This window comes from Weissella sp. ESL1177 (genome assembly GCF_058107185.1).
Genome location: NZ_CM176591.1, coordinates 1930102 through 1955045, shown reverse-complemented (window position 1 = coordinate 1955045; position 24944 = coordinate 1930102). Strand labels below are relative to the sequence as shown.

The window sequence follows — 24944 nt, the reverse complement described above, 5'->3', positions numbered from 1 at the left end:
CCTTCCTTTATTTTGATAGTTTGGCTCTAATGCCTTTAATAATTAAAATGCTTAATACCCAAAAAGATTTAATATACCCAATTTTTTCTAATTTTATGTATATATATAAATGATATTTTATTAAACTAAATTTATTTTGAGAAATAGACCCCATTCTAACTCTATGATATGCCTGTATCTCTGGATAAGTATGAATTACTTTTGCTTTTTTTATAACTCTTAACCACATTAAATAATCATTTCTTTTTTTTATATTAGGTATATAGGTCTTACCTAATTTTGATGCATCATATATAATGGTTGAATTGCCAGGACAATTGGTCAATAACTTATTATAAGTTATCTTATTAGGTGATTTTTTTACAATATTTAGCTTTCTACTCTCCTCATCAATTTTTCCATAATATGAACATGTGAAATAAAAATTATTCTTCAACATAAAATCAATCTGGTTAGTCAGTTTATTTTTATTCCAAATATCATCACTATCTAAAAAAGCTAAGTATTGGCCATTTGCTATTTTCACACCTCTATTTCTAGCTTCTGCAGCGCCTTGATTACTTTCTTGCTGATATACTCTAATACGCAAATCTTTTTTCGAATTATCTAACGCCAAAGTAAACGAATTATCTTTTGAACAATCATCAATTATAATAAGTTCCCAATTTTTATATGTTTGTTTCAAAACTGAATCTATCGTTTCTTGTAAATATTTTTCCGTTTCAAACAGTGGCATTATAATACTAACCAAAGGTTCTTTATACATATTGTAACTTTCACATTCTTTCAATTAACTATATTTTTATTGACATCTTTCCCTAATAAAATATTATAAATCGTATGAAATAAAATATTTAAGTCAGTACTTATAGTTACCTTTCTAGCATAATATCCATCAAAATACGCTTTTTCCTTATCTGTAATATTATTACGTCCATTTACTTGAGCCAGTCCCGTTATACCTGGTCTAACTAAATTAGCGCCATTTATTTCACGATCTTTTATGACATTGATATCACTTTTTGCTAGTGGCCTTGGACCTATAAAACTCATATCACCCTTAGCAACATTAAAAATTTGAGGTAACTCATCTAAGGAAAACTGCCTTAATATCTTGCCAACTGGCGTTAGGAATTCATTAAGATTACTGAATTCCTGGTTAGACAATTGTGGTGATTCCACGTACATCGTCCGAAATTTGTAAATAATAAACTTTTTTGAAAAAAGTCCATATCTTTCTTGTTTAAATAAAACCGGGCCTTTAGATGTTATCTTTATTATTATTGCAATTGTACACATAGGTAATAATAAGAGAAATCCTAAACAAATTGCTGAAAATTGATCTATTATTAATTTAATATCCTTATACATACATATTCCTCTTGTATAATTATTTATTTATTATTTTCATATATTTTGTAATCATATCCCCCATTTTTTTTAGTATCTTTTACACATGCTACCACACCTAAAATTTTTGTTTTCCCCAACTTCAATATTTCAACAGTGCGTTTTATAGATGTTTTCATTGTTTTTTCCATCATTGTTATTATCACCGTCCCATCAATCTGTGGTAACAAAACTTGTGCATCAGATACTACCATGATTGGTGGTACATCTAAAACAACAATGTCATAGTTATTACGCATCCAATCAATCAAAGCTGACATTCGCTTTGAATTCAATAACTCTGCTGGATTCGGCGGTGTTGGCCCAGCTGTTAGCACTTCTAAATTTTGTACAAATGTCTGTTGTACAATATCTTTAGGCTGTTCAGTAGATGATAAAATTGTACTTAATCCATGACTATTAGATAACCTAAAAGTCGACTGTGCTGTTGAACGCCGCATGTCTGCATCAACATACAAAACGTTTTTACCTGCTTGTGCCCAAGCAACTGCTGTATTCGTAGAAACTGTCGTTTTACCATCTGAAATCTCTGCTGATGTAAACATAATGATTTGTAACTTATCTAAAGCAGCACCAGCAAATTCAATATTCGTTCTTAATGTCCGAAATTGTTCAGAAATAATACTTTTTGGTGCAACAACTGTTATTAATGGTGCACCCTTATCTTGTGTTTCTATCTCTTTATTAACTTTTTTATTGCTAAATATTCTCATAATCACCTCTTTAATTAAATTCGACGTTTACTACGCGAACGCCCCAACTCTTCATATGATATTGGAACCGTATTAATTACTTCGTCAACACTTTTAATACTTCCAATAAAATTAATTTGTCCTAAATTAATTAACTGTAATTCATCAGTCAAATAGCTAATATCTTTAACGGTTCGGTCACTTAGTTCTTTAATCATGCCCCATACAAAACCAATAACAAGTCCAGCTACTAGACCAGCTAAAGTAAGTAATTTAATGTTAGGTGCAACTGGTTTGTTATTCTTTGTTGCCTTTGAAACAACTGATACGTTAGAAACACTCATAATTGAAGAAACTTTTTGTTTAAATACTTTGGCAATTTCATTAGCTACATCACATGCCAATTGACTATTTTTTAAGGTAACACTAACTGTAAACACCTGTGAATTTTGTTGGTTAGTAATTGAAATATTCTTAGATAATTCTTCCGCACTAATTTCAGATTTATCATATTTCGCATTAATTATTTTATATTTAGTGGATTGTCCTTTTTTTATTACTTGTTTTTGTGTTGTTGTCAAATTTTTAACAACTGTATTCAAAATGACAGGACGAGTGATAATATCCTTATATGTATTAATCATTTGAATATCAGCCTGTTGATTTTGTAATTGCGTCGCTGTGTTCTCATCATTTTTACGATTAACCAATAAAGCAACCGACGAACTGTATTGAGGTTGGATGACAAACTTTGAAACACCAAAAGCTATACCAGCTAATACAATTCCCAAAACTATCATTAATATTATGTTTTTTCGTAAAATCAACCATAGTCGTTTGATGTCAATTATGTTATCCATTAAAGTATCCACCTATCCATTATTGTCATTTTTTTATCTACTACTCGTATTTTATTACATTTTTTTAAATCAATGAACTAATTTAATTTAAAAAATGTAAAAATATTTGTATAAAATAATCCTTTTTTAATCGATTATTTTAATTGAGTAAAATTCAATATAAGTTATAATGAATCTAGAATAATGATTGGAGCCGTTTCTATGATTGACATACATTGTCATCTATTACCTGGTATTGATGACGGATCTGAAAATTTAGATATTTCATTACAATTAGCTCGTGATGCTGTAGCTGATGGCATTACGCATGCTCTTATGACACCTCATCATATGAATGGACAGTATATTAATCATGCTGAAGATGTTATCAATCTCACAACCTGGTTCCAAACTGAATTAGATAAAAATAACATCCCCCTTACTATATTTCCTTCACAAGAAGTACGCATTAATGGAAACTTATTATCATTACTTGATAACCATGATATTTTAACGACAGATGAACAGGGACAGTATATTCTCATTGAGTTTCCTGCACATGATATTCCTATGTTTACTAAAGAAATGTTGTTTAAGATACAGGAACGTGGCCTCACACCAGTCATCGTCCATCCGGAACGTAATACCGCGTTAATGACCCATCCTGAATTACTGTACGACATGATTAATAATGGGGCTTACTCACAAGTTACAGCTAGTTCATACGTTGGTACCTTTGGTAAAGCTATTCAAAAATTTTCAGAGGATATTTTAGATAATGGTTTAGCTCAGATCATTGCATCTGATGCCCATCATTTACCTGGTCGAACTTACGAAATGAGTGATGCGTTTACAAAGTTAAAGAAAAAATATGGTCAACGTCATAGTCGCATATTTGATGATAATGCAAAGGCACTCATTAACGGGGAGCCATTAATACGCTTTGATGAAATACCAATTAAAAAGAAGAAATTCTTCTCGGCTTACTAATGACCTATAAATAAAACTAGTCGAATGCTTCGTAAAAAAGCATTCGACTAGTTTATAATATTCAGTTTTCTATTATACATCATATCGTTTTGGTCTGAATTTTATGGCAAATCGTTACCTGCTGCTAAGTAGATATCATACCACTCTTGATGTGACAACTTCACATCACGACCATCAATCATTTCTATCAGACGACTTGGTGTCATTGATCCTAAAATAACTTGCATATTCGCTGGATGTGCAAGAATAAATGCAACGGCAATACCATTCTTTGTTGAATCGTGCTTGTCAGCAATTTCTTGCAACTTCGCATTCAACTCAGGGAACTTATCGTTATCGATAAAGTGCCCTTCAAACATACCATATTGGAATGGTGACCAAGCTTGAATCGTCATATTCTTTAATTGTGAATATGGTAAGATTCCACCATCATGATCAACTGAGCGACTATCTGCCATGTTCACATGAATACCAGCGTCAACCATTCCCGTATGCATTACCCCAAATTGTAATTGGTTAGCAACTAACTTTTGATGTACAGCAGATTGTAATAATTCGACCTGCCATGTGTTCATATTTGAAACACCAAATTGCTTTACTTTACCACTAGCTGCTAATTCATCAAACGCTGCAGCAATTTCATCGGGTTGCATCAAAGCATCTGGTCGATGTAACAAGAACACATCTAAATAATCTGTCCCTAATCGAGATAACTCAGCATCAACTGACGCAATAATATGATTTTTTGAAAACTCATAACGTGAGCCGGTCAAACCATCAGCCGCAACTGGGCCACGATCTGATAGAATACCACCTTTCGTTTGTAAAATGATATCTTCACGCTTAGCACCGGCTGCTTTTAGCGCTTTGGCTAAACTGGTTGTTGATTGGCCATTCCCATAAATATCAGCCGTATCAAAGAAATTGATACCCTTTGACAAGACCGTCTCAACGACTTCTTGTGCTTCGGCTGCTGACTTGTCCCCCATTCGCATTGCTCCCAACGCAATTGTTGGGACCATTAAGCCAGAACCGCCTAAGTTGATTTGTGACATCTTATGAATACCTCCCTTTTCAAAGTATATTTTACACTGATTTATGATACAAAACCAATCAAACACTATGCAAAAAACTGAGAATCGACTAATCGATCCTCAGTTCAAATGTATTAATGTTTACTTCAAGAAATCAGCATCCTTGAATGCGGGGTTGGGATACTTGTAAAAGCCCTCACCAGCGGCTGCTCCAGTTTTTCCTTCATCAATCATTGTCTTCAACTTTTTAGCAATCGCAGCAGCTTCCTCATCTGAATCTGCTTTAGCAAGTGATAGATTATATGGTGTGTTCAAACCAACAACATCCAAAATAGCAAATGGTCCTTGTGGTGCACCAGTTGCAATCATCCATGACTTATCAATAGTTTCTGGATCAGCAACACCTTTAATCCAAAGTCCTTCGGCAGCATCAAGCAATGGTACTAATAATGAATTCAAAATGTAACCATGTTGCTCTTTGTTCAAACGGAATGGAACCATACGAATGTCTCGTGCAAATGCAACCAGTTCGTCAATGTACTTGTCATCCGTACCGGCATGTCCCATAATTTCAGCATTATTATTCTTCCAAATCTGGTTAGCAAAATGAATCGCTAAGAACTTTTCTGGTCGATCAACATATTCTGCAAACTGTGATGGCACAAATGTTGATGAATTTGTTGCAAAAATGGTCTTAGCTGGTGCAACTTCAGATAACTCTTTATAATAACTTGACTTAATTTTTACACTTTCAGGAATTGCTTCAATCACTAAATCAGCATCAGCAACAGCTTCTGCTAAACTGGTAGAAAATGACATATTATCAATAACTGATGATGCTTTATCACCATCATCATAAAAATCTTCATATTCAGGTACATAACTAGCTAATAATGTCTTAGCATGTGCTAAAGCATCATCGTTAATATCATATAGTGTGACATTAAATCCTGTAAATGCTGTTTGAAAAGCAATTTGGCTACCTAATACACCACCGCCAGCAACTGTAACATTCTTGATCGACATTCAAAATCCTCCTAAGTCATCCTTATAAAAACATACAATTTATAAACTTACAATATATTATTTATAACATCGTTATTATTTATCAGCTACTTTTAACGAACCTTAAACAAAGACTACTTTTTTAAATATTGAAAACCACGGGCTAAATCAGTTAATAAATCACGCTTATCTTCAACACCAATTGACAAACGAATTAATTCATCTTGGATACCATTTTTTAATCGTGTCTCGCGTGGAATTGCACCATGTGTCATTATTGCTGGTATTTCAATCAAGCTTTCTAAAGCACCAAGACTTTCAGCTAGAGTAATGACCCGTAATTGTTCAACAAAGATTTGTGGATCTAAACCTGATTGTAACTCAAATGAAATCATCGCACCAAAACCATGCATTTGTTTTTTAGCTATCTCGTAATCAGGATTTTCAGGATTACCAGGATAGTATATTTTGCTGACCAGAGGTTGTTGCTTTAAATATTCAAATATCACTTGTGCATTATCTAAATGAGCCCGCATACGAAGTGATAATGTCTTCATACCACGTTGTAATAACCAACTTTCTTGTGGTGCCAAAATATTTCCCATCGCATTTTGCAGGTAACCAATTTGCTCTCCTAATGTAGGATCTTTCGTTGCCACCAAACCAGCAACCACGTCACTATGCCCACCTAAATACTTCGTTGCACTATGCAAAACAATATCAATACCAAGCTCAAGCGGTCGTTGTATATAGGGCGATGCAAATGTGTTATCAATAATACTAATAATATGATGACGTTGTGCAATATTCGCAATCGCTGCAATATCTGTTACTCGTAATAGTGGATTTGTTGGCGTTTCCAAATAAATGGCTTTGGTTTGTGGCGTAATTGCCTGTTCAACTGCCACTAAATCACGTGTATCGACAATTGTAAAAGTCATCCCAAAACGTTTTAGCACTGTATCGATTAAACGAAATGTTCCCCCATAGACATCGTCCCCAATGATGAAATGATCACCATGTGAAAATAATGAAAAAACAGTATCAATTGCTGCTGACCCCGAAGCAAATGCAAAACCCGCCACGCCACCTTCAAGATCTGCAATTAGTTTCTCAACTGCTTCACGTGTCGGATTCCCTGACCGTGAATATTCATATTTATTTTGACCAATTTTCTTTTGATGAAAGGTCGATGCCATATATATCGGTATCGACGTTGCTCCCGTAAATTCGTCTTCGCTAATCCCACCATGAATTAATTTTGTATCAAATTCCATTACTTAATCTCCCGTATTATTACTCTGTTCTAAAGTTTCATTTTTTCTAATAAAAAAGAGCACAAATTCTGATCATCATCAGAGAATTTGCGCTCTTCGTTCAATGTTAATCCTGCTACCATTGAACAATTTTTAAGGGTATAATGCCTCAAAAATGCCACTCTTAACAGGCCGAACATCGCAAAAAGCGCTGTGTTCGACAAAAACATCCCATTAAGCGAAACGTCGTTTGATTCATACTACCCCTCCACGAATTTGATTGACATTAGTGTACCTATTTTACGTTTATTTTGTCAACTACTTATGATAAATAACCAAATAAAAAATCGTGAAATCAGCATGATTTCACGATTATCCTCAACCATTAAAATAATGGCGCTAAGGTATCAATAATTAATTTAATATTCAATATCGTTAACAAAATAGCCACAATATAACCTGTCCACTTTGCCCAGACATTGTTTTTAAATTCTCCCATATACTTCTCTGATGAAGTAAAATATATTAATGGAAACATTGAGAATGGTAAGGCAACCGATAGAAAGACTTGTGAGTAAACTAGTAGTTCATCCAAAGCACCTTCTGTTGCACCAAAAATAATAGTAAATATGATAATTGGTACTAGTGCCAAACCACGGGTTACCAAACGTTGTAGCCACATTGGCATGCGTAAAGTCGTATAGCCTTCCATGATAATTTGTGCTGTTAACGTTCCTGTGATCGTTGAATTTTGTCCAGATGCTAATAAGGCGATCGCAAACAACATACTTAAGAATGGACTTGCAATTGCACCAACAATTTGACGGTTATTAAGCGCATTGAACAAATCACCAAACGCTTCTAAATCAGAACCATGGCCAAAGAACAAGGCAGCACCAACAATCAACAACAAAGCATTAACAATAAAAGCACCTGTTAATTGAATGTTAGAATCCCAAGCTGTAAACTTCAAAGCTTCTTTGATGCTTTTTTTATCACGCTTAACTTTACGCGTCTGCGAAATTGATGAATGTAAATAAAGGTTGTGAGGCATAACCGTTGCACCAACAATTCCTAACGCTAACATCAATTGACTATGATGGATAATTTCTTTATGCGGTATTAGATTAACTGCCGCTGCTCCCATATCTGGTTTTGCTAAAATAGCCATGTATAAGAAGATGCCCAAAATAACCAAAATCAAAGTCGCAACAATCGCCTCGATCTTACGAAATCCTAATTTCATTAACAATAATAGTAACAAAACATCAGCAGCTGTGATCAAAACTCCCCATAATAATGGTAATCCAAATAGTAGATGCAGGGCGATAGCTGCCCCAATAACTTCAGCCATATCAGTTGCCATAATGGCCAACTCAGTCATGATCCATAGTAGCCAACCAATTGTTTTACTCGTACTGTCACGAGTCATTTGAGCCAAATCTTTTTGTGCGACAATTCCCAGTTTAGCGGCCATGTATTGTAACAACATCGCAATTAAACTCGAAATTAGAACAACTGACAATAACAAGTAGTGGTAACGTGCACCACCGACAATAGATGTAATCCAATTACCCGGATCCATGTATCCTACAGCAACCAGTGCCCCCGGTCCACTCCATGCCATTAATTTCCGGAAAAAGCTGCCTGTGCTCGGTACAGCAACTGAACCATTAATTTCAGCAAGACTTTGCTCTTCAGGTTCTTGTGCTGTTAGTTTCTCTGCCATTGATCGCTCTCCTATCTTACTCTCTAATACCTTCCTTTTATAGTATCTAACAAAGCATTAAAAATTCAAACCATTATGTACTATATAAATAAAAGTAAGGGATTTCAAAGAATATTCTTAACCAAAACGCAATAAATGTTACCCAATAATTCCTAAAAAAAAGTTCTATAAATCCTGTATTTTTGGATTTATAGAACTCTACGCATGCCGTCGATGGGGGTCGAACCCATACTCTCTTGCGAGAACTGGATTTTGAGTCCAGCGCGTCTGCCAATTCCGCCACAACGGCATATAATAATTAAATATATACAACAAAACGATGTCATCGAATGCCGTCGATGGGGGTCGAACCCATACTCCCTTGCGGGAACTGGATTTTGAGTCCAGCGCGTCTGCCAATTCCGCCACAACGGCATATTTAATTATTATGTTATAAAAACGAAGTCATTAAGACTTCAAGGGCGGTAGATGGGGATCGAACCCACGCGTGCCGGAACCACAAACCGGTGTGTTAACCACTTCACCACTACCGCCATCATCAGATAAACAGGGGTAGAGGGAGTCGAACCCCCACCGGCGGTTTTGGAGACCGTTGTTCTACCATTAAACTATACCCCTATTTGAGATGGTCCTATTGATAATACTTTGTATCATCAAATGGCGCGGGGCGGAATCGAACCGTCGACACTACGAGCTTCAATCGTATGCTCTACCAACTGAGCTACCGCGCCATTATAAACGGTCACAACGGGATTCGAACCCGTGATCTTTCGCGTGACAGGCGAACGTCATAACCAACTAGACCATGCGACCAATGGACGTTACAGGGTTCGAACCTGTGACCCCCTGCTTGTAAGGCAGGTGCTCTCCCAGCTGAGCTAAACGTCCATTTTTTATTGTTACAAACTCAACAACAAAAATTATTATACCGATATTTTGCAACCTTTGCAACCCTAAACACAGGTATATTTAAATTAATATATGAATTAGTATATTTTTTCATAAAAACACTATGTCAACATCACATTTATTATACAAGGCCTCTGATTTTTGTTTTATCCTTACCAATATAAAAACTTACATTAAGAATCGCGAATTTATTATCATGCTATTTTGATTAAGTCATAATAAATGAATTAGGTAATTGCAACTTTGCGATATTTCCCCTATAATATGTAATCGTGGTGGTAACGTGTACGTGTACGTGTACATTTCATAAACTATTCATTAATCTTGGTAGTGTAGCCAAGTGGTAAGGCAACGGTCTGCAAAACCGTCATCACGGGTTCGATTCCCGCCACTACCTTCTAAAAAAAGAATGTTCCAAAAGGTTTCAATCGTTTGGAACACGTTTAAAAAGAGAGTGCAACAAAAGACGCTCTAAAGCCGATTGTAACGATAATTAGGTGATTTTGGGTCCGTAGTATAACGAAGGACCGGAATTGCCTAATTGTTGTTACAGCAAGGCTTTAGTCTTTTGGAACACGTTTAAAAGCGCCAATCTACCAGTTGATAGATTGACGCCTTTTTCAGTTGGTCATAACAACTTATGTCCCAAACCTTTTTTGTTTTATGATTCACTCAATGCTTGTTCCCAAATAGCAACGGCTTTACCATCAGAAAAATTCTTCGCTGATTCATACGCTGACTGTGACATCTTAGTCCATAATTCATTATCACGTAGTAGTTGGCTAGCTTGTTTTGCCATTGCTACATTTGAACCATCTGGCACGATGTAACCATTCACACCGTCAGTAATTAATGCATGAGCACCATATGGCACATCATAACTAATACTTGGCACACCGTGACTCATTGCTTCAACAAGATTCATCCCCAATCCTTCACCAACTGACGGTTGCAAAATAATCTGTGCTTGTTGATAAGCATCTTGTAAGGCTTGACCAGTCACATAGCCACCAAAAGTCACATGATCAACAACATTCAACTTTGCTGCTAAATCCTGTAACTCCTGCATGATTTCTTGCGATGCAGCATAGCCATAATAAACTAATGTTGCATCTGGTACATCATTCACGACTCGTGCCAGTACACGCATAGCCTGATCAGGTCGCTTTTCAGGTGATAAACGACCAACATAAATAAGTTGATGCTGTTGTCGTTTTCCTAATGGTATTTGTGGCTGCTGAAGCGCATCTTCACTTATGGTCAAATCAGGTGCAACTCGGATCGTTAATTGTGGATAACGTGTTTGTAAATCACGTTGTTGTGTTGCCGTTGGTACAAGAATGGCCGTAAATGCTTGTCCATAACGCTCCAATACGTTGGTATAAGCTGGATATAGCTTCCCTCGTACTGGATGTTTTGTATCGCTTGTGTGCACATCATGTAGATAAGCAAATTTACTGGTTGCCCCTTGTACCCCTGCAACAACATGATCTAAACTACGTCGATCAGAAATTAACGTTGCAGCTGGTTGTTGACGTGTGATTTCATTTAAAAAGAACAAAAATAATTGTTCTTCGGTATTAAACCGATAATCATGACCAAGATAGTTGCGTAACTTATACATACTAGGCAAGAGTTGACCATTAATATTCATTTGAGTCATTTCAAGAACGGTTTCACCTGCTAAGTTCAAAAACTTACGTACAGCCAATTGACCATCTGGATGGAAGTAATCAACTGATGACTTGAAACCGCGCCAGTCAAAGTTTTCACGAACGGTTAGATTATCAGCCCGATCATAATACATGATATCATTAACTAATCCTACTGTTGCCGGCATGACATTAATACGTGCAACCACACGTCCAGCATCCTCTAACGTTGAATAATTTGGCCCATGACTAACAATATGATATTGATCTAAAGGGATTTGTGGTAATAAGCGTAAGTGTTGTTCTTGGCGTAAAACATTCGTCGTTCCTTGAAAGAAATCATACATATTAAGCACTTCAGACGCTTTTAATCCCATCGCTGTTGCATCACGATTTAAAAAACGATTATAATCACGGGTAACATAAACTGCTTGATCTAACCGGCCAGCTTGTTTTTGCCGATTAAAAAATTGGACACGTTTCGCTTGGGCATGTTCAGTTCCTGAATTATAGGCGAAAATATTTTCACTCACAAAATAATACATTATTGTTGTCCTCCACGATAACCTGGCATACCCGATAACTTCATTGGCCAACTTTGCTTTGCATCAGTTAACAGAGCCTGCCAAGCTGACCAAACCGAATCTTCAGAATATCTTTCAGCTGATTGGTAAGCCCCAATAATATACTCTTCCGCTAAATCCGAATCGCGCAAAACACGTAAAATTGCTTCAGCCATTGCTCGATAATCACCATATGCGACCACCGCACCATTGACGCCATCTTCCACAATTTCATTAGGACCATAATTAACATCGTATGAAAAGGCAATCAATCCATGTGAAATAGCTTCCATAATGGCGAGATTGAACCCTTCCATTCTCGATGTTAAACCATACATCATTGCATTATTTTGCACAGCATCAATGTCTGTTGTATACCCCTTTAATGTCACAACATCTTCTAATTGATAATCCGCAATGACCTGTTCTACTTCACGTCGCGCTTTATAATTATCACTTGGATCTGGATAACCATAAATATCCAAGGTCACCTGTGGAAATTCTTGATGAACAATACCAATTGCACGGACCAAATCATCTAAATGTTTTTCCCAGGCAATTCGTGAGAAGACAACCATCTTTCCAAATTCACGATTCGCTAGCGGTATGCGTGGTGCTTGTGATAAACGATCTGGCACCACACCAACTGGAATCGTAAATAACTTAGTTTTGGGTTGGAAACGGGCACGGACATCAGCCGTTTGTTTGTGTGTTGCTGACACAACTGCATCATAATCATCAATCGCGTTTAATGCATACTCATAATTATTATTGAGCAATGGTGCCGCCGGATCCTGTGCATCCGCAGTATGTGCATTATGCAAATGAAAAACAGTATAGGCTGGTTTATTCAACTGGCGCAGTCCCCAATCGCCTAAATGAGTCCGATCGGCAATAAACACATTAGGTTGATCCACTGACCAAAAATCATCATTTAAACAATCCAAAAAATATTTTGTGAATTCTGTCAATGTATCGAATTGGTACACCTGATTTTGTTGATCAATCAAACGCCATCCCGTTTTTTGACGCTCACCAGACATTGTCTGCTTATGAAATGCCTCGATAACAGTTCGACCAGATGGTGTTTGCCAAGTCTCTGTACCAATTTTATTATCAGGGGTATACCATTGCTTTAATGACACAAAGCCACGTGAATCATAATAATCAACACAATATAGATTATTAAAGCCATCAAGCCATTCAACTGACTGAACTTGCTGCGCTGCGTCAGGATTATAATTCACCCGTGCAACCAATTGGTCATTAGTTGTCACCAAATAGCGTTTTTTTTCTGATTCATCAGTTATTTGTGCATTTAACACACCAAATTCAATATCTTGTACTTGCACTTGCTTTGGTGTGACTTGCATCGCTTCTTGAAAATAATCAAACATATTGATGAGTTGTTCATCAGGAATTCCGGCATTATTAGCATTGATGTGCGCATTTGGATCCCAATCACGCAAAACAACCCGTGCCGGTTCATTATTTTTATTGAATAAGTCTAAACGCTTTAATTCTGCATGTTCAATACCAGATTTTTGTTTTGGCATTGTCGCATTAATAAAGAAGTTCATTCGTTCCGCCTTTCATCACTGCATCTGAGACGAAATGTCACTACAGTTTATTTCATTATTTGTATTAGGCAAACTGTGACCATAAGCGCACAATTGCTTGTGTCCCAGCATCTGACAAGCCATTATCATCAGCTAATTTTGTATATAGTTGTTCAGCTAGTATTGTCATTGGCAGCGTAAGGCCTAATTTTTTGGCTTCATCTAGGGCAATTCGTAAGTCTTTAATGAAGTGTTTAACGTAGAAACCAGGCTCGTAATCACCTGCCAAAATACGTGGTCCATAATTATCTAATGACCAGTTCTGCGCTGCACCACCGCCAAGAGTATGCAAAACTTCAGAAACATTTAACTGCGCTGCTTTCGCATATGCCATTGTTTCAGCCATGCCCAACATGGTACCAGCCACCATAATTTGATTAGCCATTTTTGCATGCTGCCCTTTACCGGCTGCACCGAACAAAGTGGTCGCTTTTGCAATCACTTGAAAAATCGGTTGTAACTGATTAAAGGCGGTTTCATCACCACCAACCATCACCGTTAATGTCCCATTTTTGGCACCGGTATCACCACCAGAAACTGGTGCATCCAAAACAGTAACCCCTATTTTCTGACCAGCTTCAGCTAATTCAGTTGCCAACGTTGGTGTTGATGTTGTCATATCAACCATAATTTGTCCAGCGTGGGCACCTGCAAAAATGCCATTCTCACCATAATATTGACTTGCCACATCTTTAGGATAACCAACCATTGTCATAACAACGTCTGCTACTTCCGCAATTTTACGTGGCGAATCTTGCCACACAGCACCATGCGCAATGACTGATTGTGCATGTGCCTTGGTGCGATTATAAACAAACACCTCATAATTTGCTTGCAATAAATTGTTAATGATGCCTGTTCCCATAACACCCGTACCAATAAAACCAATTTTCATTTGCCATGCCCCCATTTATATAATTTGTCTAGCATTAAATTTATCTAGCATACTCTGTAATGTATATTATTGATTTTATCTTAAATTTAGTTAATTTAACAAAAAAATCCACAAAACTGATGATAAATATCAATTTTGTGAATTAATTCATTTTTACCAAGCATTATTATTGGTGAATCTATAATATATTTTTATTAAAATCATCTCTTCATTCATATAAAACTTCCATAATTCTCACGTGTAACTTTTTTAATGAAAATATTAAAATTCATACGGTATTTTTATAGAAACTAAATCATATGCAGAAATTTTACATTGTATACACGTTTCTTCCAGCGCATTAACAATTGTGCCATTATTCAGCATCTTCTTTGGAATATTTTGTTCACTATTAGTTAGATTTTGAATACGTACAATATAACTATTTTCGTCCGTATACGATGGATAAATTGCCGAAACATCAATTTCTTCGGGTAAACTAAGAAGTGAAAAATCATTTGGGATAACTGGATTATTCTCTGTTTTCCAAATTTTGTTGTCTAATCGATTAATAAAAACATTCAATGTTTGGTTTTGATACGTCATGTCTTGGCTTAAACGTTTGCTAGTTAATCTATTATTTTTAGCCTCATCAAAATCACTATTTTGAATTGTAAATGCAAAATCAAACGTATTTAATCCCATCTCTTGAGCAATAGGAGTTGGCATCATGATATGTCCTTGACTAGTAGTATCTCCTGATGCTCTTCCAGGACGCCATTCAAGATTTGACTTACCTAATTGACCAGTTGTCGCCATTAACGTTATAAACAATTGGTTATTTTTTAATTCATACTCCTTTTGTCCATCCCCCCAAAAAGTAAAATGCTTTCCTTCTGTTGAGACTGACACAGTTTTATCAAAATTATATAAATTAACTGGTTTTTCAACAAATTTCGTTTTCCAATCATCGTCAATCTTTTTATTTTGTGTTCTTACATAACCTGCCTGAATTTGTGCAATTGCTACATCTGACAATATTGAAGTATTAAAACACACTCTAATACGATGAGATTCAACTTCATTATCGATTTCTAAATGAGATTCAATTTGTTGATCATTATTAAATTTCAAATGTAATTCATACTTAATTAGGCCTTTATCAGGATCTTGACCCATTCGATTTTCTAAATTCTTTGGAATTCTCGCTGAACCATTTAAAATTAAAACATTCCCATTAGAACTTTCCAACACCTTTGAAGTTTTAAATGATAGCTTTTTTTCTTCGTCACCAAAAAGTGGTGAATAATCATAAGTGTCACCATCGTTTGCGCTATCAACTAATGAAATAACATCATTAATCTTCTCTTTACCATTAAATAAAGCAATATTACCTTGCACAAATTCTAACGTATAATTACCAGACGTAATGCTAGATTCAGAATTCCTTAGACTACTACTTACCAACTCGCTATCGGTATCTTCGATATCAAGCACTGTATAACTCATAGGTAGTAATGTGATGTTCCCTTCAATCGCCAACTCATAATAGGCAGGTTCGTCTATGAACTCCTGTCCTTTTGAAGTCATTGTCATTATATTTTGCCGTGCTGAATGATATTTCGCTGAAATAATTTCTTGGTTACTCATTCTTGAAAGTTTAATTTTTTTTGTTGGTACAACAACGTTTACAACTTTCTTACCGTCAAATTTATGTGCATCGGTATTAAAAATAAGGATCTGTTTATTTGTTAATCCTAAATAATCTGCGATTTTTTTTTGAATAAGATTTTCAATACCATCTGCTAATTCGTTAGCTTCTTTAAATCTATGACGCACATCCACAGCAACATTGTCCGAAATACTACCACCTAATGTATCATGTGCTTGGCATTCTAACAGCTTATGCCATAATTTTATTAATAAACCGTTACCAATATCAATGCCAATCTTATGACCCATTACAACTAACGGTTCAATGCGCTTTAATATTTTTTGCTCCAATAAATAATTTTGTTGTTTTATTTTATAACGGACAGATCCAATTGTGCGATGTACTCGCGCATATGTTGGTAATCTTAATTCACCTGAATAATTTGGCAAAGTTTCTTTCTTTTGACGTATTAGTTCTAAGAAACCAGGATAAGTATCTATTACTGTTTCATATTGACTATGCTCATTAAGTAATTTTACTGTATCTTCCATGTTCTTAACGATATTCATTTGGTCAATACCTGACGGCATTAAAACATCATCATGTTGTCCATGTTCTGATTGAAACTTCACTGCTGAGTCATAACGCTTTTCAACAAATTCTTGTATATTTTGCTTTGATTCAGGTGTAATTTGACCAGTAAAATACCCAAATGGAAAATTAATAGCTAATATTTCTTTATCACCCAACCCATGCCATTTAAAATAGACGGAATTTGTTTGTATATCAAAATTAGTACCTCTCCAAAAAAACATGTTATCAATGCCAACTTGATGAAAAATAGTTGGCATTTGCGCATTAAATCCAAAAGTATCAGGTAAATAACCAATCTTCATTGGCTCTCCATACTTCTTCTTTGTTTCTAGCATACCTAATGCTAAATTTCTGATAATAGACTCTGAATCAGGTAATAATGCATCAGTTTGTGTATACCACGGGCCGAGAAAAAGTCGACCTTCTTTAACCAAGTTCTGAATTCTCGACAAATTTTCTGGATGTATTGCTATATATTCATCAACAATAGAAATCTGTCCATCTAAACAGAAATTAGACGATTTATTTTTTTCTAATTCATTAATTACTTCCGTAAATAGTTGTTCACTCAATACTTGAGCATCCATTGTTGTAAAATACCACTCTCGATCCCAATGAGTGTGATTAACCAAATGTGCTTTAACCATGAATAAATTCATTCCTTTCTTTACAATAAAAAAGGCAATACCAAATGATCCATGACATTGCCTTTATTTTTATTCTTGTAGCAATTTTATTGCTAAAGCAAAATTACCAACAGTTGCTGATCCATTTTCTTTTATAGAAGGCATTGTAATGTATTCTTCTAATTCAGGAACCTCGACATAATTATTTAATATGGTCTTAAATGCTATTCTCACCTTTTTCAAGAAACTTTCACTTGAAACACCACCACCAAATATAATCTTATTTGGTCGCAATGTTAAAGTAACCTGTAATGCTGCTTGAGCTATATAATAAGCCATAATATCCCAAACTTTATTATCTAAGCGCACATCTCTTCCAGGTATTCCCAACCGTGCATCAAAAGTTGGTCCGGAAACCAATCCCTCTAAACAATCACCGTGAAAGGGGCAAATACCTGAAAATTCTAAATCATCAGGATGCCGTTTTAGTAAAACATGTCCCATCTCTGGATGTCCTATTATTCCTAGTAACTTCCCGTCAACAATAATTCCCGCACCAACTCCGGTACCAATTGTATAGTATACTAATGAACTAATTTGCTCATTAGATAATGTTGACATGACATATTCACCATAAGCTGATCCGTTAACATCTGTTGTAAAAAAAATAGGTATATCAAATTTCTTTTCTAAAGAACCAACAAAATCCGTATTTTGCCAACCTGGTTTAGGAGTTTTGGTAATGAATCCATATTTTTCAGAATTCTTTCTTATCTCAATTGGCCCAAAAGATGCAATGCTTAAAGCTTTTATATCAAATTTTTTAAAATAATTAATAACTTTACCTAAAGTTTCGGTTGGTGATGTTGTTGGAAATTGTATTTTGTCTTTCACCTGATAATTTTCATTACCAACCGCACATACAAACTTCGTACCACCTGCTTCAATAGATCCTACTAACATTTATTTCACCTAATTTAGTCTTTCTGACAAATTTCTAACACTTCATGATTTGGTCCATAAAAATTAAAATAGTGGATACCATTTTTCCAAAATGGTAACGTTTGAATTTTGTCATCTATCAATTCAAAATCAGATTGTTTAACAAATTTAAATGCTTCCTGAACATTTTCTGTCTTAATAGCAATATGGTTAATTGCACCGGAAAAAGGAGTAGTCTCATCTTCATAAATTTCTAGCATTAAATCATTAATTTCCAAAAAAGCTACATGACTACCTTGATTATTCTCTTGATTGATTAGTGTAAATCCTAATTTTTTATACAATTGCACACTACTATCAAAATTTTGTGTTGGAATTCCAATGTGCGCAATACCATCAAAATGATTCATCATATTTCCCCCATATTTTAAATCAACGTCAATTTTTTAAGACCTTTAACTATTCCTAAATTATCGTTTGTATCCGTAATGAACGATGCTAACGATTTTATTTTTTGATTACCATTTCCCATAGCAACCCCATAATCAACAGTTTCAAACATGGTCACATCATTGTTTCCATCACCAAATGCATATGTTGGTACATCTAAATTTTTAATTTTTAATAAACTTTTGATTCCTGCACCTTTAGAACCACCTTTTAAGACCGTATCAATTGAATGTTCACCCGTAATAAAGCAGGCTAATTCAGGTAAGGCCTGGGCATACCCTCCATCCGCTTGATGTGAAACAACTAGTAACTGATTGACTGAATTTGATTTAAAAAAATCACTGTCTACTTTAGGAAATGGTGCTGAAATATTTTCATAAAATTCTCGTACAAGAGATTGATCTTCTGAAACTGCAATTTCTTTATAGTTGTAGAAACCTAAAATATCATTTCGAGATTTAGCATATTTTAATGCCCTTTCACAGACATCCTTTGGAATCGTCTTATTTGCAATAGTTTCACCTTGAAACTCAATATATTGTCCGTTCATAGAAATAATAGAATCAATACCACATTCCGTCATAAATTTACGTACTTCAAAGGCAGCTCGTCCTGTACAAATAACGGGCACATGTCCGTTAGCTTTCAATTTTTTTATCGCTTTACTGACTTCGGCAACGATCGTCGATTTAGTAGATAATAACGTACCATCCATATCAAAAAAAACTAATGATTTTATTTCTTCTGCCATAATTTCTCAGTTCTTTATTTTAATTGACGTAAAATAATATTCTTAAATGTTGCTTTACCATTTGACACCGCAACAGTCAAATGGTCACCGAATTCTTGGTATACACGAGTAATCAAACTAATATTATTAACAACCATAACCATGATGTCTTCATCAACCATCAACTTAACATGTAAGTCATCAAATTCGTCAATAGGTAGCGGACGATTCAATCCCTTATTCATCATTTGGAACCAAGGCCATTCTGGACTCTTATCAAAGACAAGTCGTTGATCGTCAGATGATAATAAGTATTGATATGATTCGTCTGTATCCAAATTTTTAAAAGCACGCACAGCAATATCACTAATTGAATCAGCTGAAATATCCATATCTAATACAAAATGTTTACCAACATTTTCTCCAATAAGTTTTTCGGTACGACCTTCTTGATTTTCTAAAGTGAAATCAGAAATTTGATGTCCTTTATCAAATTGATCAGTCAATTCATCTGGTAATTTCGTTCCCAATGTACCATCAACACGTTGTACCAGTTCAAGAGGTACATAAGTTCCTCCCCATTCCCAATTAACCATATCACCTTGTCCACGATCTCGAGTTGGCACCCAACCAAACAAAACGCGTCGCTTGCCATCAAACGCCGTTCTAGCTGCATAGTAAGCCCGACCATCAAATGAATCGTCCTTTGGTTTACTCCAAGGTCCATTAATATTTTTACTCATACGGTATCTTGTTTTACTTTGCTCACTATATTCAGTGTAAAGAAGATACCACCAATCACCCATCTTAAACAAATCTGGCATTTCAATACCTGTATAAAGATTTGGAGCGAAAAAATCTCCTTGGAAATTCCAATTTTTTAAATCCTTAGAAGTAAATGAAACAATACGACCTGTCAATTGTGACTTAGGTCCTTGTAGACGCGTTCCTAAAATCAATAAATATTCTTCATTATCTTCATCCCATATAACCCATGGATCACGCCAATCAGTACCGTCATAACCTTCTTGTGCAGGTAACACTAATTTATCAACATTTTTTTCAAAATGCTCATAGTCATCACTCACACCATGTAACAGCACTTGAGAAACTTTTCCCTCTTGATCAGCCTTTTTATTGTATCCAGTATAGAAAGCATGAATTCTTCCTTGTGCTTCAAAAACAGAGCCGGCGTAAATCCATTGTGCTAAATCGTCCGCATCCCCCTCAGAAATTGCTGATCCGTGATCTTCATAATCAACAAAATTTTCTGTTGTTGATAAATCCCAACCAAAAGGTAAATCATTTTCAGTTAATGGCCCTGGTTTACGTGGATCACGTTGATGATACAAATAAAACTTTCTATCTTTTCCAAATGGCATAATGTCTCCCATCCAAGTATTCTTAGGTGGTTGATAAAATAATTTATACATGAAATATCCCTCCAAAATTCCTATGCTATTTCGGCTACTTTACGGTCACGATGCATTAATTTCTTAATAAAGTTGCAAATAAGCGCACCAATAACTACTCCAATAACAATTGATAATACGTACAAGAAAATATTTGATGAGAAAGGAGCAGCCATGAACGTTGAAAGGGCTGTTTGCTGTGTTGTACCAAACATTGCGTTTAATCCACTAGCTGTTCCTGCACCAATCATACAGGCAGGTATTACAGCAATTGGATCAGCAACTGCAAATGGTATGGCACCTTCCGTTGTTGCAATAATTCCCATCACTAATGCTGTAGTGGCATTATCATGCTCTTCTTCACTATAATATTTTTTACCCATAAAAGCTGCTAAAGCCATAATTAAAGGTGGAATTCCAATAGCAGTAAAACAAGCTGTGCTAATCGCATAACCACCTGAAGTATAAGCTGCCATACTGAACGTATAAGCAACTTTATTAATTGGTCCCCCCATGTCTGTTGCCATCATAGCCCCGATAATTGTGGCAACTAACACTTGATTTGAACCTCCCAAGCTTGTTAACCAATGAGTCAATCCACTTTGTAATGCTCTAACTGGATCACTAAATAAGTAATACACAATCAATCCACCAACTAGAACGGATATTAGTGGAATTACAAAAATTGACTTCAGTGAAATCAAACTCATAGGCATAGGTATCTTTTTAGTCCAATGAACGACATATCCTACCAAAATACCTACAACCATTCCACCAAGGAATCCCATCTGCAACTTATTAGAAACCAATCCTACAATGAACGCTGGCGCTAATCCTGGACGATCAGCTATGGAGTAAGCAATATATGCTGCAATCATAACAGGAATAAAATTTAGTCCCTGTTGACCAATCATACGTAAAATTCCCCAAATATTGCTGGTTTGATTCCATACACCATTCCCTCCTCCAACAACAGCAACCGATACTAACAAACCAGATGCCGAAACTAAAGGAATCATATAGGAAACACCGGTTTGAAAATGACCAACAAGATCTTTAAAAAATTGTTTTACATCATCCATCTTAATAACCCTACCTTTAATTTTTATGCATTTTCTAATGCAGAATGAGCCTTTTGAATTGCCTTATTACCATCCTTAACAACCTCAGAAGTTCCCATTTCAACAATGATTTTCCCTTCAAATCGTTCCTTTTCACGAACTGATGTATCTACAGCAAAAATAACTGCATCAGCTGCATCGATGTCTTTCTGCTTAAGCTTATTTTCAAATCCCATAGCCCCTTGCGTTTCAACTTTCATTTCATCCCCATTTTTTTTAGCATATTTCTTAAGATTTTGGGCTGCCATATATGTGTGTGCAACCCCTGCAATACAAGCTGATACTGCTACAAATTTACTCATTATTCTTCCCCCTCGTCAGATTGACTTTGTTTAAAAATTTCTACTAGTTTTTTAGGATCATTTTCCGATTTAATAGCTGCTACAAAATCATCATCCATTAATTTCCCTGAAATATTAGCAAGCATCTTAAGATGTTCTTTACCATCATCTTTTTCCCGTACTGCCATCAAGAAAATAATAGACACCTTACCATCATCTAGAGACTCCCATTCTAATGGCGTTTTTGTCTTAGCAAAAACAAATGAAGCCGTGTTCACAGATGTACTCTTACCATGTGGTATAGCAATTCCATTACCAATACCAGTTGTTGTTAAACTTTCACGGTAAAGTACATCTTTTTTAAAAGCCATTGCATCAGTTACCGTACCGTTCTTTTCCATTAGCTTTGCTAGTTGTTCAATTGCATCTTCCTTTGAACTTACATCTAAACCAATAACAATATTTTTTTCGGATAAACCATTTCCCTTACTGCTCAATTTTTTCACTTCCCAACATTTTTATGACTTCTTGTTTCGTTACCGAATGAATAATTCGTTGTAATAATTGCTTATCTTCAAGTAAATTATTGAAATAGCTATAAATAGCATCTATGTAAGGCTTAACATCTTGATTCATAGCTAAAAAGAAAACAATATTTACTTTGCCACTCGTCCATTCAATACCACTAGAGTTAATATAAACCGCTATACAAGGTTTTTTAACAAATTCGATTGGTGCATGTGGAATTGCTATAAAATCAATTTGTGTACTTCCTAATGACTCTCTTAAATTTGCTGCTTCACCAATACCTTCAGTAACATATTCTTTTTTTTCAAGTACATTACCCATATGTTCAATAGCTTCTTGTTTTGTTACTTTTTTAGAATCTATTAAAATCAAATCTTCATGTATCAAGGACATAAAATTCTGTTTAGGTAATTTTTTACCACCTATTTCTTCAATAGACTTATTTAATATCATTCGCGAATGATCATCCAAAAATGGTGGTACGAGAACTACTTTTTTATTACTCACATTTATGTAAACTGTGCTAATAATTAAATCTTCAGTAATCGTTGTTTTCTTCAACTCCGTTGTTGATATAACTCGTTGAATAACCAAATTATCAGAAAAATACTTATTAATACGTTGTTCTAATAATTTAGCTGTACCTAATCCTGTACTACATACAATAACCGCTGAAATTTTTTTATTCGCACGTTCCAAAAATGTTTCAATATGTAATGCTATATAAGCTAATTCATCATCATTTACATGAACATTAAACTCACTTTTAATTGCAACACCTAAATCAATTGCCTGATTATATGCAAATGAAAAAGTTCTTTTAATTTCATTTACGTATGGATTTTTAATACGTAACCCTAAAGCAAATCTGTGTAAAGCTGGAATTAAATGTAAAGTTAGATTTTCTATTAAAACTTCGTCAAAGTCACTTAAATTAGTTCTCAAAAAATCACCAATCATATTATCCGTTTTAACTTTTTCATTATCACTATCATTTGATATAATTTGTTCAATATCAGAGCGATTTGCCGCTAAAATATGAATATTGATATATCTTTGTTCTGCTAATGGAATTTGTAAGTCAAAATAATCTTCTAATAAATCTGTCAATAGATTAGTATTATTTGAAAATGGTTGTTGACTTGTTAACTGGTCTTCTGCTAATAATTCATTTTTTTGAATTCGACGAATAGCAATGACCAAATGTACGGCTAAAGATTGATATTCATAATCATTCAATTGAATCGAACTGATACTTTGGAACTTGTTTAATATTTTTTCTACACCACAAAATGTCTTTTCGTCAAAAATACTTTTTAATTCATCTGGTACTTTTATATTTAAATTACTACCTGTTTTTTTAGTAATTTCAAATCTACTGGTTTTGCCCCAATATTTTCCCAAAACACTTGATAAAATTAAACGTCTGACATTTTCAGAAGCTTTAATTGAAATTCCAGTAGTATTACTAACTAACAAGGCCCCTTGTTCTTCAATAAGAGGTCGTAATTCCTTAAGATATTTAGCAACGGTTGTTCGACTTATAAAATACTTATCCTCCATTTCTTGCATTGTAATCGGTTGATTTAATAATAATAATTCAGAAAGAATTGATAACTTTACTTGTGACGTATTTTGTTCATTATCGCTTAGCTCACCTTGCCAAACCCCCTTCTTTAATTGGTTAACTTTCCCTTCAAAGAAAATCCCAACCGAGCGTTTACGAACCAATTTAGCTCCATAATCACCAACAACATTTTCAATATTATTCAAATACTTATTTACTGTTTTCCGTGATTTTCCAATTGAGCGTTCAATGTCTTGATAATGTACAATACCATTATTAAGAATTAATTGAATTATTTTAATTTCATAAGGATTAATCATCATCACCTCTTTCTGAAAACGTTTTCATTTTATAATATATACTGACTTATGAATACGTACAAAAGTACAACAAGTAAAGTATACGTTTATGTAACCGCTTAAAAATCAAGCTTTTCTATTATTTTAAATCACTATTTTAGTATCTAA

The 24944-nt window shown here is 34.9% G+C and carries 21 protein-coding genes and 8 tRNA genes; 2 read left to right on the top strand and 27 right to left on the bottom strand.

Annotated features, from left to right (window positions below; genetic code table 11):
* Window positions 1-7: 7 nt before the first annotated feature.
* The 4 genes from AC3B5D_RS09450 to AC3B5D_RS09435 are packed head-to-tail and all read right to left on the bottom strand — an operon-like array spanning window position 8 to window position 2962.
* A complete protein-coding gene (locus AC3B5D_RS09450) occupies window positions 8-766 on the bottom strand; it encodes a glycosyltransferase family 2 protein (protein WP_489840289.1) in 759 nt (252 codons plus the stop codon).
* 20 nt (window positions 767-786) lie between these two features.
* Complete coding sequence (locus AC3B5D_RS09445) at window positions 787-1371, bottom strand: sugar transferase (protein ID WP_489840290.1); 585 nt, start codon at window positions 1369-1371, stop codon at window positions 787-789.
* Between the two features lie 23 nt (window positions 1372-1394).
* Window positions 1395-2123: a CpsD/CapB family tyrosine-protein kinase gene (locus AC3B5D_RS09440; RefSeq protein WP_489840291.1), complete on the bottom strand. Its 729-nt coding sequence runs from the start codon at window positions 2121-2123 to the stop codon at window positions 1395-1397.
* Between the two features lie 14 nt (window positions 2124-2137).
* Window positions 2138-2962, bottom strand: a complete 825-nt coding sequence (locus tag AC3B5D_RS09435) for a YveK family protein (RefSeq protein WP_489840292.1) — start codon at window positions 2960-2962, stop codon at window positions 2138-2140.
* 201 nt (window positions 2963-3163) lie between these two features.
* Between AC3B5D_RS09435 and AC3B5D_RS09430 the strand changes: the two genes are divergently transcribed.
* Window positions 3164-3931 carry a tyrosine-protein phosphatase gene (locus AC3B5D_RS09430; protein WP_489840293.1) on the top strand — a complete coding sequence of 256 codons (768 nt, stop codon included), beginning with the start codon at window positions 3164-3166 and terminating at the stop codon, window positions 3929-3931.
* Between the two features lie 101 nt (window positions 3932-4032).
* Here the strand turns inward: AC3B5D_RS09430 and AC3B5D_RS09425 are convergent, their stop codons facing one another.
* From AC3B5D_RS09425 to AC3B5D_RS09375, 11 genes are all read right to left on the bottom strand, one after another.
* Window positions 4033-4986, bottom strand: coding sequence for an aldo/keto reductase (locus AC3B5D_RS09425; RefSeq protein WP_489840294.1), 954 nt, complete (start codon window positions 4984-4986; stop codon window positions 4033-4035).
* A 120-nt stretch (window positions 4987-5106) separates the two neighbouring features.
* Window positions 5107-5991 carry a 3-hydroxyacyl-CoA dehydrogenase gene (locus AC3B5D_RS09420; RefSeq protein WP_489840295.1) on the bottom strand — a complete coding sequence of 295 codons (885 nt, stop codon included), beginning with the start codon at window positions 5989-5991 and terminating at the stop codon, window positions 5107-5109.
* 113 nt (window positions 5992-6104) lie between these two features.
* Window positions 6105-7247 (bottom strand): trans-sulfuration enzyme family protein, encoded by a 1143-nt coding sequence (locus tag AC3B5D_RS09415; RefSeq protein WP_489840296.1) that lies wholly within the window; start codon window positions 7245-7247, stop codon window positions 6105-6107.
* Window positions 7248-7611: 364 nt separating this feature from the next.
* Window positions 7612-8955, bottom strand: a complete 1344-nt coding sequence (locus tag AC3B5D_RS09410) for an Nramp family divalent metal transporter (protein ID WP_489840297.1) — start codon at window positions 8953-8955, stop codon at window positions 7612-7614.
* 205 nt (window positions 8956-9160) lie between these two features.
* Window positions 9161-9244: transfer RNA gene (locus AC3B5D_RS09405), tRNA-Leu, on the bottom strand.
* A 41-nt stretch (window positions 9245-9285) separates the two neighbouring features.
* Window positions 9286-9369, bottom strand: a tRNA-Leu gene (locus tag AC3B5D_RS09400).
* Window positions 9370-9415: 46 nt separating this feature from the next.
* Window positions 9416-9488, bottom strand: a tRNA-His gene (locus AC3B5D_RS09395).
* 14 nt (window positions 9489-9502) lie between these two features.
* A tRNA-Trp gene (locus tag AC3B5D_RS09390) sits at window positions 9503-9573 on the bottom strand.
* Window positions 9574-9613: 40 nt separating this feature from the next.
* A tRNA-Phe gene (locus AC3B5D_RS09385) sits at window positions 9614-9686 on the bottom strand.
* Window positions 9687-9694: 8 nt separating this feature from the next.
* Window positions 9695-9768: transfer RNA gene (locus AC3B5D_RS09380), tRNA-Asp, on the bottom strand.
* Between the two features lie 2 nt (window positions 9769-9770).
* Window positions 9771-9843 (bottom strand) — tRNA-Val (locus AC3B5D_RS09375).
* 347 nt (window positions 9844-10190) lie between these two features.
* Here AC3B5D_RS09375 and AC3B5D_RS09370 point away from each other — a divergent pair.
* Window positions 10191-10261, top strand: a tRNA-Cys gene (locus AC3B5D_RS09370).
* A gap of 264 nt (window positions 10262-10525) precedes the next feature.
* On the opposite strand, the gene AC3B5D_RS09365 is transcribed toward AC3B5D_RS09370, so the two are convergent.
* From AC3B5D_RS09365 to AC3B5D_RS09310, 12 genes are all read right to left on the bottom strand, one after another.
* On the bottom strand, window positions 10526-12061 hold the full coding sequence (locus AC3B5D_RS09365; RefSeq protein ID WP_489840298.1) for a glycosyltransferase: 1536 nt from the start codon (window positions 12059-12061) through the stop codon (window positions 10526-10528).
* The gene (locus tag AC3B5D_RS09360; RefSeq protein WP_489840299.1) at window positions 12061-13659 is read right to left on the bottom strand and encodes a glycosyltransferase; all 1599 of its coding nucleotides are present in this window, start codon (window positions 13657-13659) and stop codon (window positions 12061-12063) included. The genes AC3B5D_RS09365 and AC3B5D_RS09360 overlap by 1 nt, the downstream gene beginning before the upstream one ends.
* 64 nt (window positions 13660-13723) lie before the next feature.
* On the bottom strand, window positions 13724-14593 hold the full coding sequence (locus AC3B5D_RS09355) for an NAD(P)-dependent oxidoreductase (RefSeq protein ID WP_489840300.1): 870 nt from the start codon (window positions 14591-14593) through the stop codon (window positions 13724-13726).
* A 261-nt stretch (window positions 14594-14854) separates the two neighbouring features.
* Entirely contained in the window at window positions 14855-17467 is a 2613-nt protein-coding gene (locus tag AC3B5D_RS09350; RefSeq protein ID WP_489840301.1) for an alpha-mannosidase, read from the bottom strand.
* Window positions 17468-17536: 69 nt separating this feature from the next.
* Complete coding sequence (scrK, locus tag AC3B5D_RS09345; protein WP_489840302.1) at window positions 17537-18409, bottom strand: fructokinase ScrK; 873 nt, start codon at window positions 18407-18409, stop codon at window positions 17537-17539.
* Between the two features lie 14 nt (window positions 18410-18423).
* The gene (locus AC3B5D_RS09340; RefSeq protein WP_489840303.1) at window positions 18424-18801 is read right to left on the bottom strand and encodes a VOC family protein; all 378 of its coding nucleotides are present in this window, start codon (window positions 18799-18801) and stop codon (window positions 18424-18426) included.
* Between the two features lie 14 nt (window positions 18802-18815).
* Window positions 18816-19589 carry a Cof-type HAD-IIB family hydrolase gene (locus tag AC3B5D_RS09335; protein ID WP_489840304.1) on the bottom strand — a complete coding sequence of 258 codons (774 nt, stop codon included), beginning with the start codon at window positions 19587-19589 and terminating at the stop codon, window positions 18816-18818.
* Between the two features lie 14 nt (window positions 19590-19603).
* Window positions 19604-21001: a glycosyl hydrolase family 32 gene (locus AC3B5D_RS09330; protein WP_489840305.1), complete on the bottom strand. Its 1398-nt coding sequence runs from the start codon at window positions 20999-21001 to the stop codon at window positions 19604-19606.
* A gap of 20 nt (window positions 21002-21021) precedes the next feature.
* Entirely contained in the window at window positions 21022-22062 is a 1041-nt protein-coding gene (locus AC3B5D_RS09325) for a PTS fructose transporter subunit IIC (protein ID WP_489840306.1), read from the bottom strand.
* Between the two features lie 23 nt (window positions 22063-22085).
* On the bottom strand, window positions 22086-22403 hold the full coding sequence (locus AC3B5D_RS09320) for a PTS fructose transporter subunit IIB (protein WP_489840307.1): 318 nt from the start codon (window positions 22401-22403) through the stop codon (window positions 22086-22088).
* Window positions 22403-22879: a PTS sugar transporter subunit IIA gene (locus AC3B5D_RS09315; RefSeq protein WP_489840308.1), complete on the bottom strand. Its 477-nt coding sequence runs from the start codon at window positions 22877-22879 to the stop codon at window positions 22403-22405. Before AC3B5D_RS09315 ends, AC3B5D_RS09320 begins: the two co-directional genes overlap by 1 nt.
* Window positions 22869-24797: a BglG family transcription antiterminator gene (locus AC3B5D_RS09310; protein ID WP_489840309.1), complete on the bottom strand. Its 1929-nt coding sequence runs from the start codon at window positions 24795-24797 to the stop codon at window positions 22869-22871. Before AC3B5D_RS09310 ends, AC3B5D_RS09315 begins: the two co-directional genes overlap by 11 nt.
* Window positions 24798-24944: the final 147 nt, after the last annotated feature.

What these genes read in the sequence shown, in the direction of transcription:
- AC3B5D_RS09450 (WP_489840289.1), bottom strand. Translation starts at nt 766, where the DNA reads ATGTATAAAGAACCTTTGGTTAGTATTATAATGCCACTGTTTGAAACG.
- AC3B5D_RS09445 (WP_489840290.1), bottom strand. Translation starts at nt 1,371, where the DNA reads ATGTATAAGGATATTAAATTAATAATAGATCAATTTTCAGCAATTTGT.
- AC3B5D_RS09440 (WP_489840291.1), bottom strand. Translation starts at nt 2,123, where the DNA reads ATGAGAATATTTAGCAATAAAAAAGTTAATAAAGAGATAGAAACACAA.
- AC3B5D_RS09435 (WP_489840292.1), bottom strand. Translation starts at nt 2,962, where the DNA reads ATGGATAACATAATTGACATCAAACGACTATGGTTGATTTTACGAAAA.
- AC3B5D_RS09430 (WP_489840293.1), top strand. Translation starts at nt 3,164, where the DNA reads ATGATTGACATACATTGTCATCTATTACCTGGTATTGATGACGGATCT.
- AC3B5D_RS09425 (WP_489840294.1), bottom strand. Translation starts at nt 4,986, where the DNA reads ATGTCACAAATCAACTTAGGCGGTTCTGGCTTAATGGTCCCAACAATT.
- AC3B5D_RS09420 (WP_489840295.1), bottom strand. Translation starts at nt 5,991, where the DNA reads ATGTCGATCAAGAATGTTACAGTTGCTGGCGGTGGTGTATTAGGTAGC.
- AC3B5D_RS09415 (WP_489840296.1), bottom strand. Translation starts at nt 7,247, where the DNA reads ATGGAATTTGATACAAAATTAATTCATGGTGGGATTAGCGAAGACGAA.
- AC3B5D_RS09410 (WP_489840297.1), bottom strand. Translation starts at nt 8,955, where the DNA reads ATGGCAGAGAAACTAACAGCACAAGAACCTGAAGAGCAAAGTCTTGCT.
- AC3B5D_RS09365 (WP_489840298.1), bottom strand. Translation starts at nt 12,061, where the DNA reads ATGTATTATTTTGTGAGTGAAAATATTTTCGCCTATAATTCAGGAACT.
- AC3B5D_RS09360 (WP_489840299.1), bottom strand. Translation starts at nt 13,659, where the DNA reads ATGAACTTCTTTATTAATGCGACAATGCCAAAACAAAAATCTGGTATT.
- AC3B5D_RS09355 (WP_489840300.1), bottom strand. Translation starts at nt 14,593, where the DNA reads ATGAAAATTGGTTTTATTGGTACGGGTGTTATGGGAACAGGCATCATT.
- AC3B5D_RS09350 (WP_489840301.1), bottom strand. Translation starts at nt 17,467, where the DNA reads ATGGTTAAAGCACATTTGGTTAATCACACTCATTGGGATCGAGAGTGG.
- scrK (WP_489840302.1), bottom strand. Translation starts at nt 18,409, where the DNA reads ATGTTAGTAGGATCTATTGAAGCAGGTGGTACGAAGTTTGTATGTGCG.
- AC3B5D_RS09340 (WP_489840303.1), bottom strand. Translation starts at nt 18,801, where the DNA reads ATGATGAATCATTTTGATGGTATTGCGCACATTGGAATTCCAACACAA.
- AC3B5D_RS09335 (WP_489840304.1), bottom strand. Translation starts at nt 19,589, where the DNA reads ATGGCAGAAGAAATAAAATCATTAGTTTTTTTTGATATGGATGGTACG.
- AC3B5D_RS09330 (WP_489840305.1), bottom strand. Translation starts at nt 21,001, where the DNA reads ATGTATAAATTATTTTATCAACCACCTAAGAATACTTGGATGGGAGAC.
- AC3B5D_RS09325 (WP_489840306.1), bottom strand. Translation starts at nt 22,062, where the DNA reads ATGGATGATGTAAAACAATTTTTTAAAGATCTTGTTGGTCATTTTCAA.
- AC3B5D_RS09320 (WP_489840307.1), bottom strand. Translation starts at nt 22,403, where the DNA reads ATGAGTAAATTTGTAGCAGTATCAGCTTGTATTGCAGGGGTTGCACAC.
- AC3B5D_RS09310 (WP_489840309.1), bottom strand. Translation starts at nt 24,797, where the DNA reads ATGATTAATCCTTATGAAATTAAAATAATTCAATTAATTCTTAATAAT.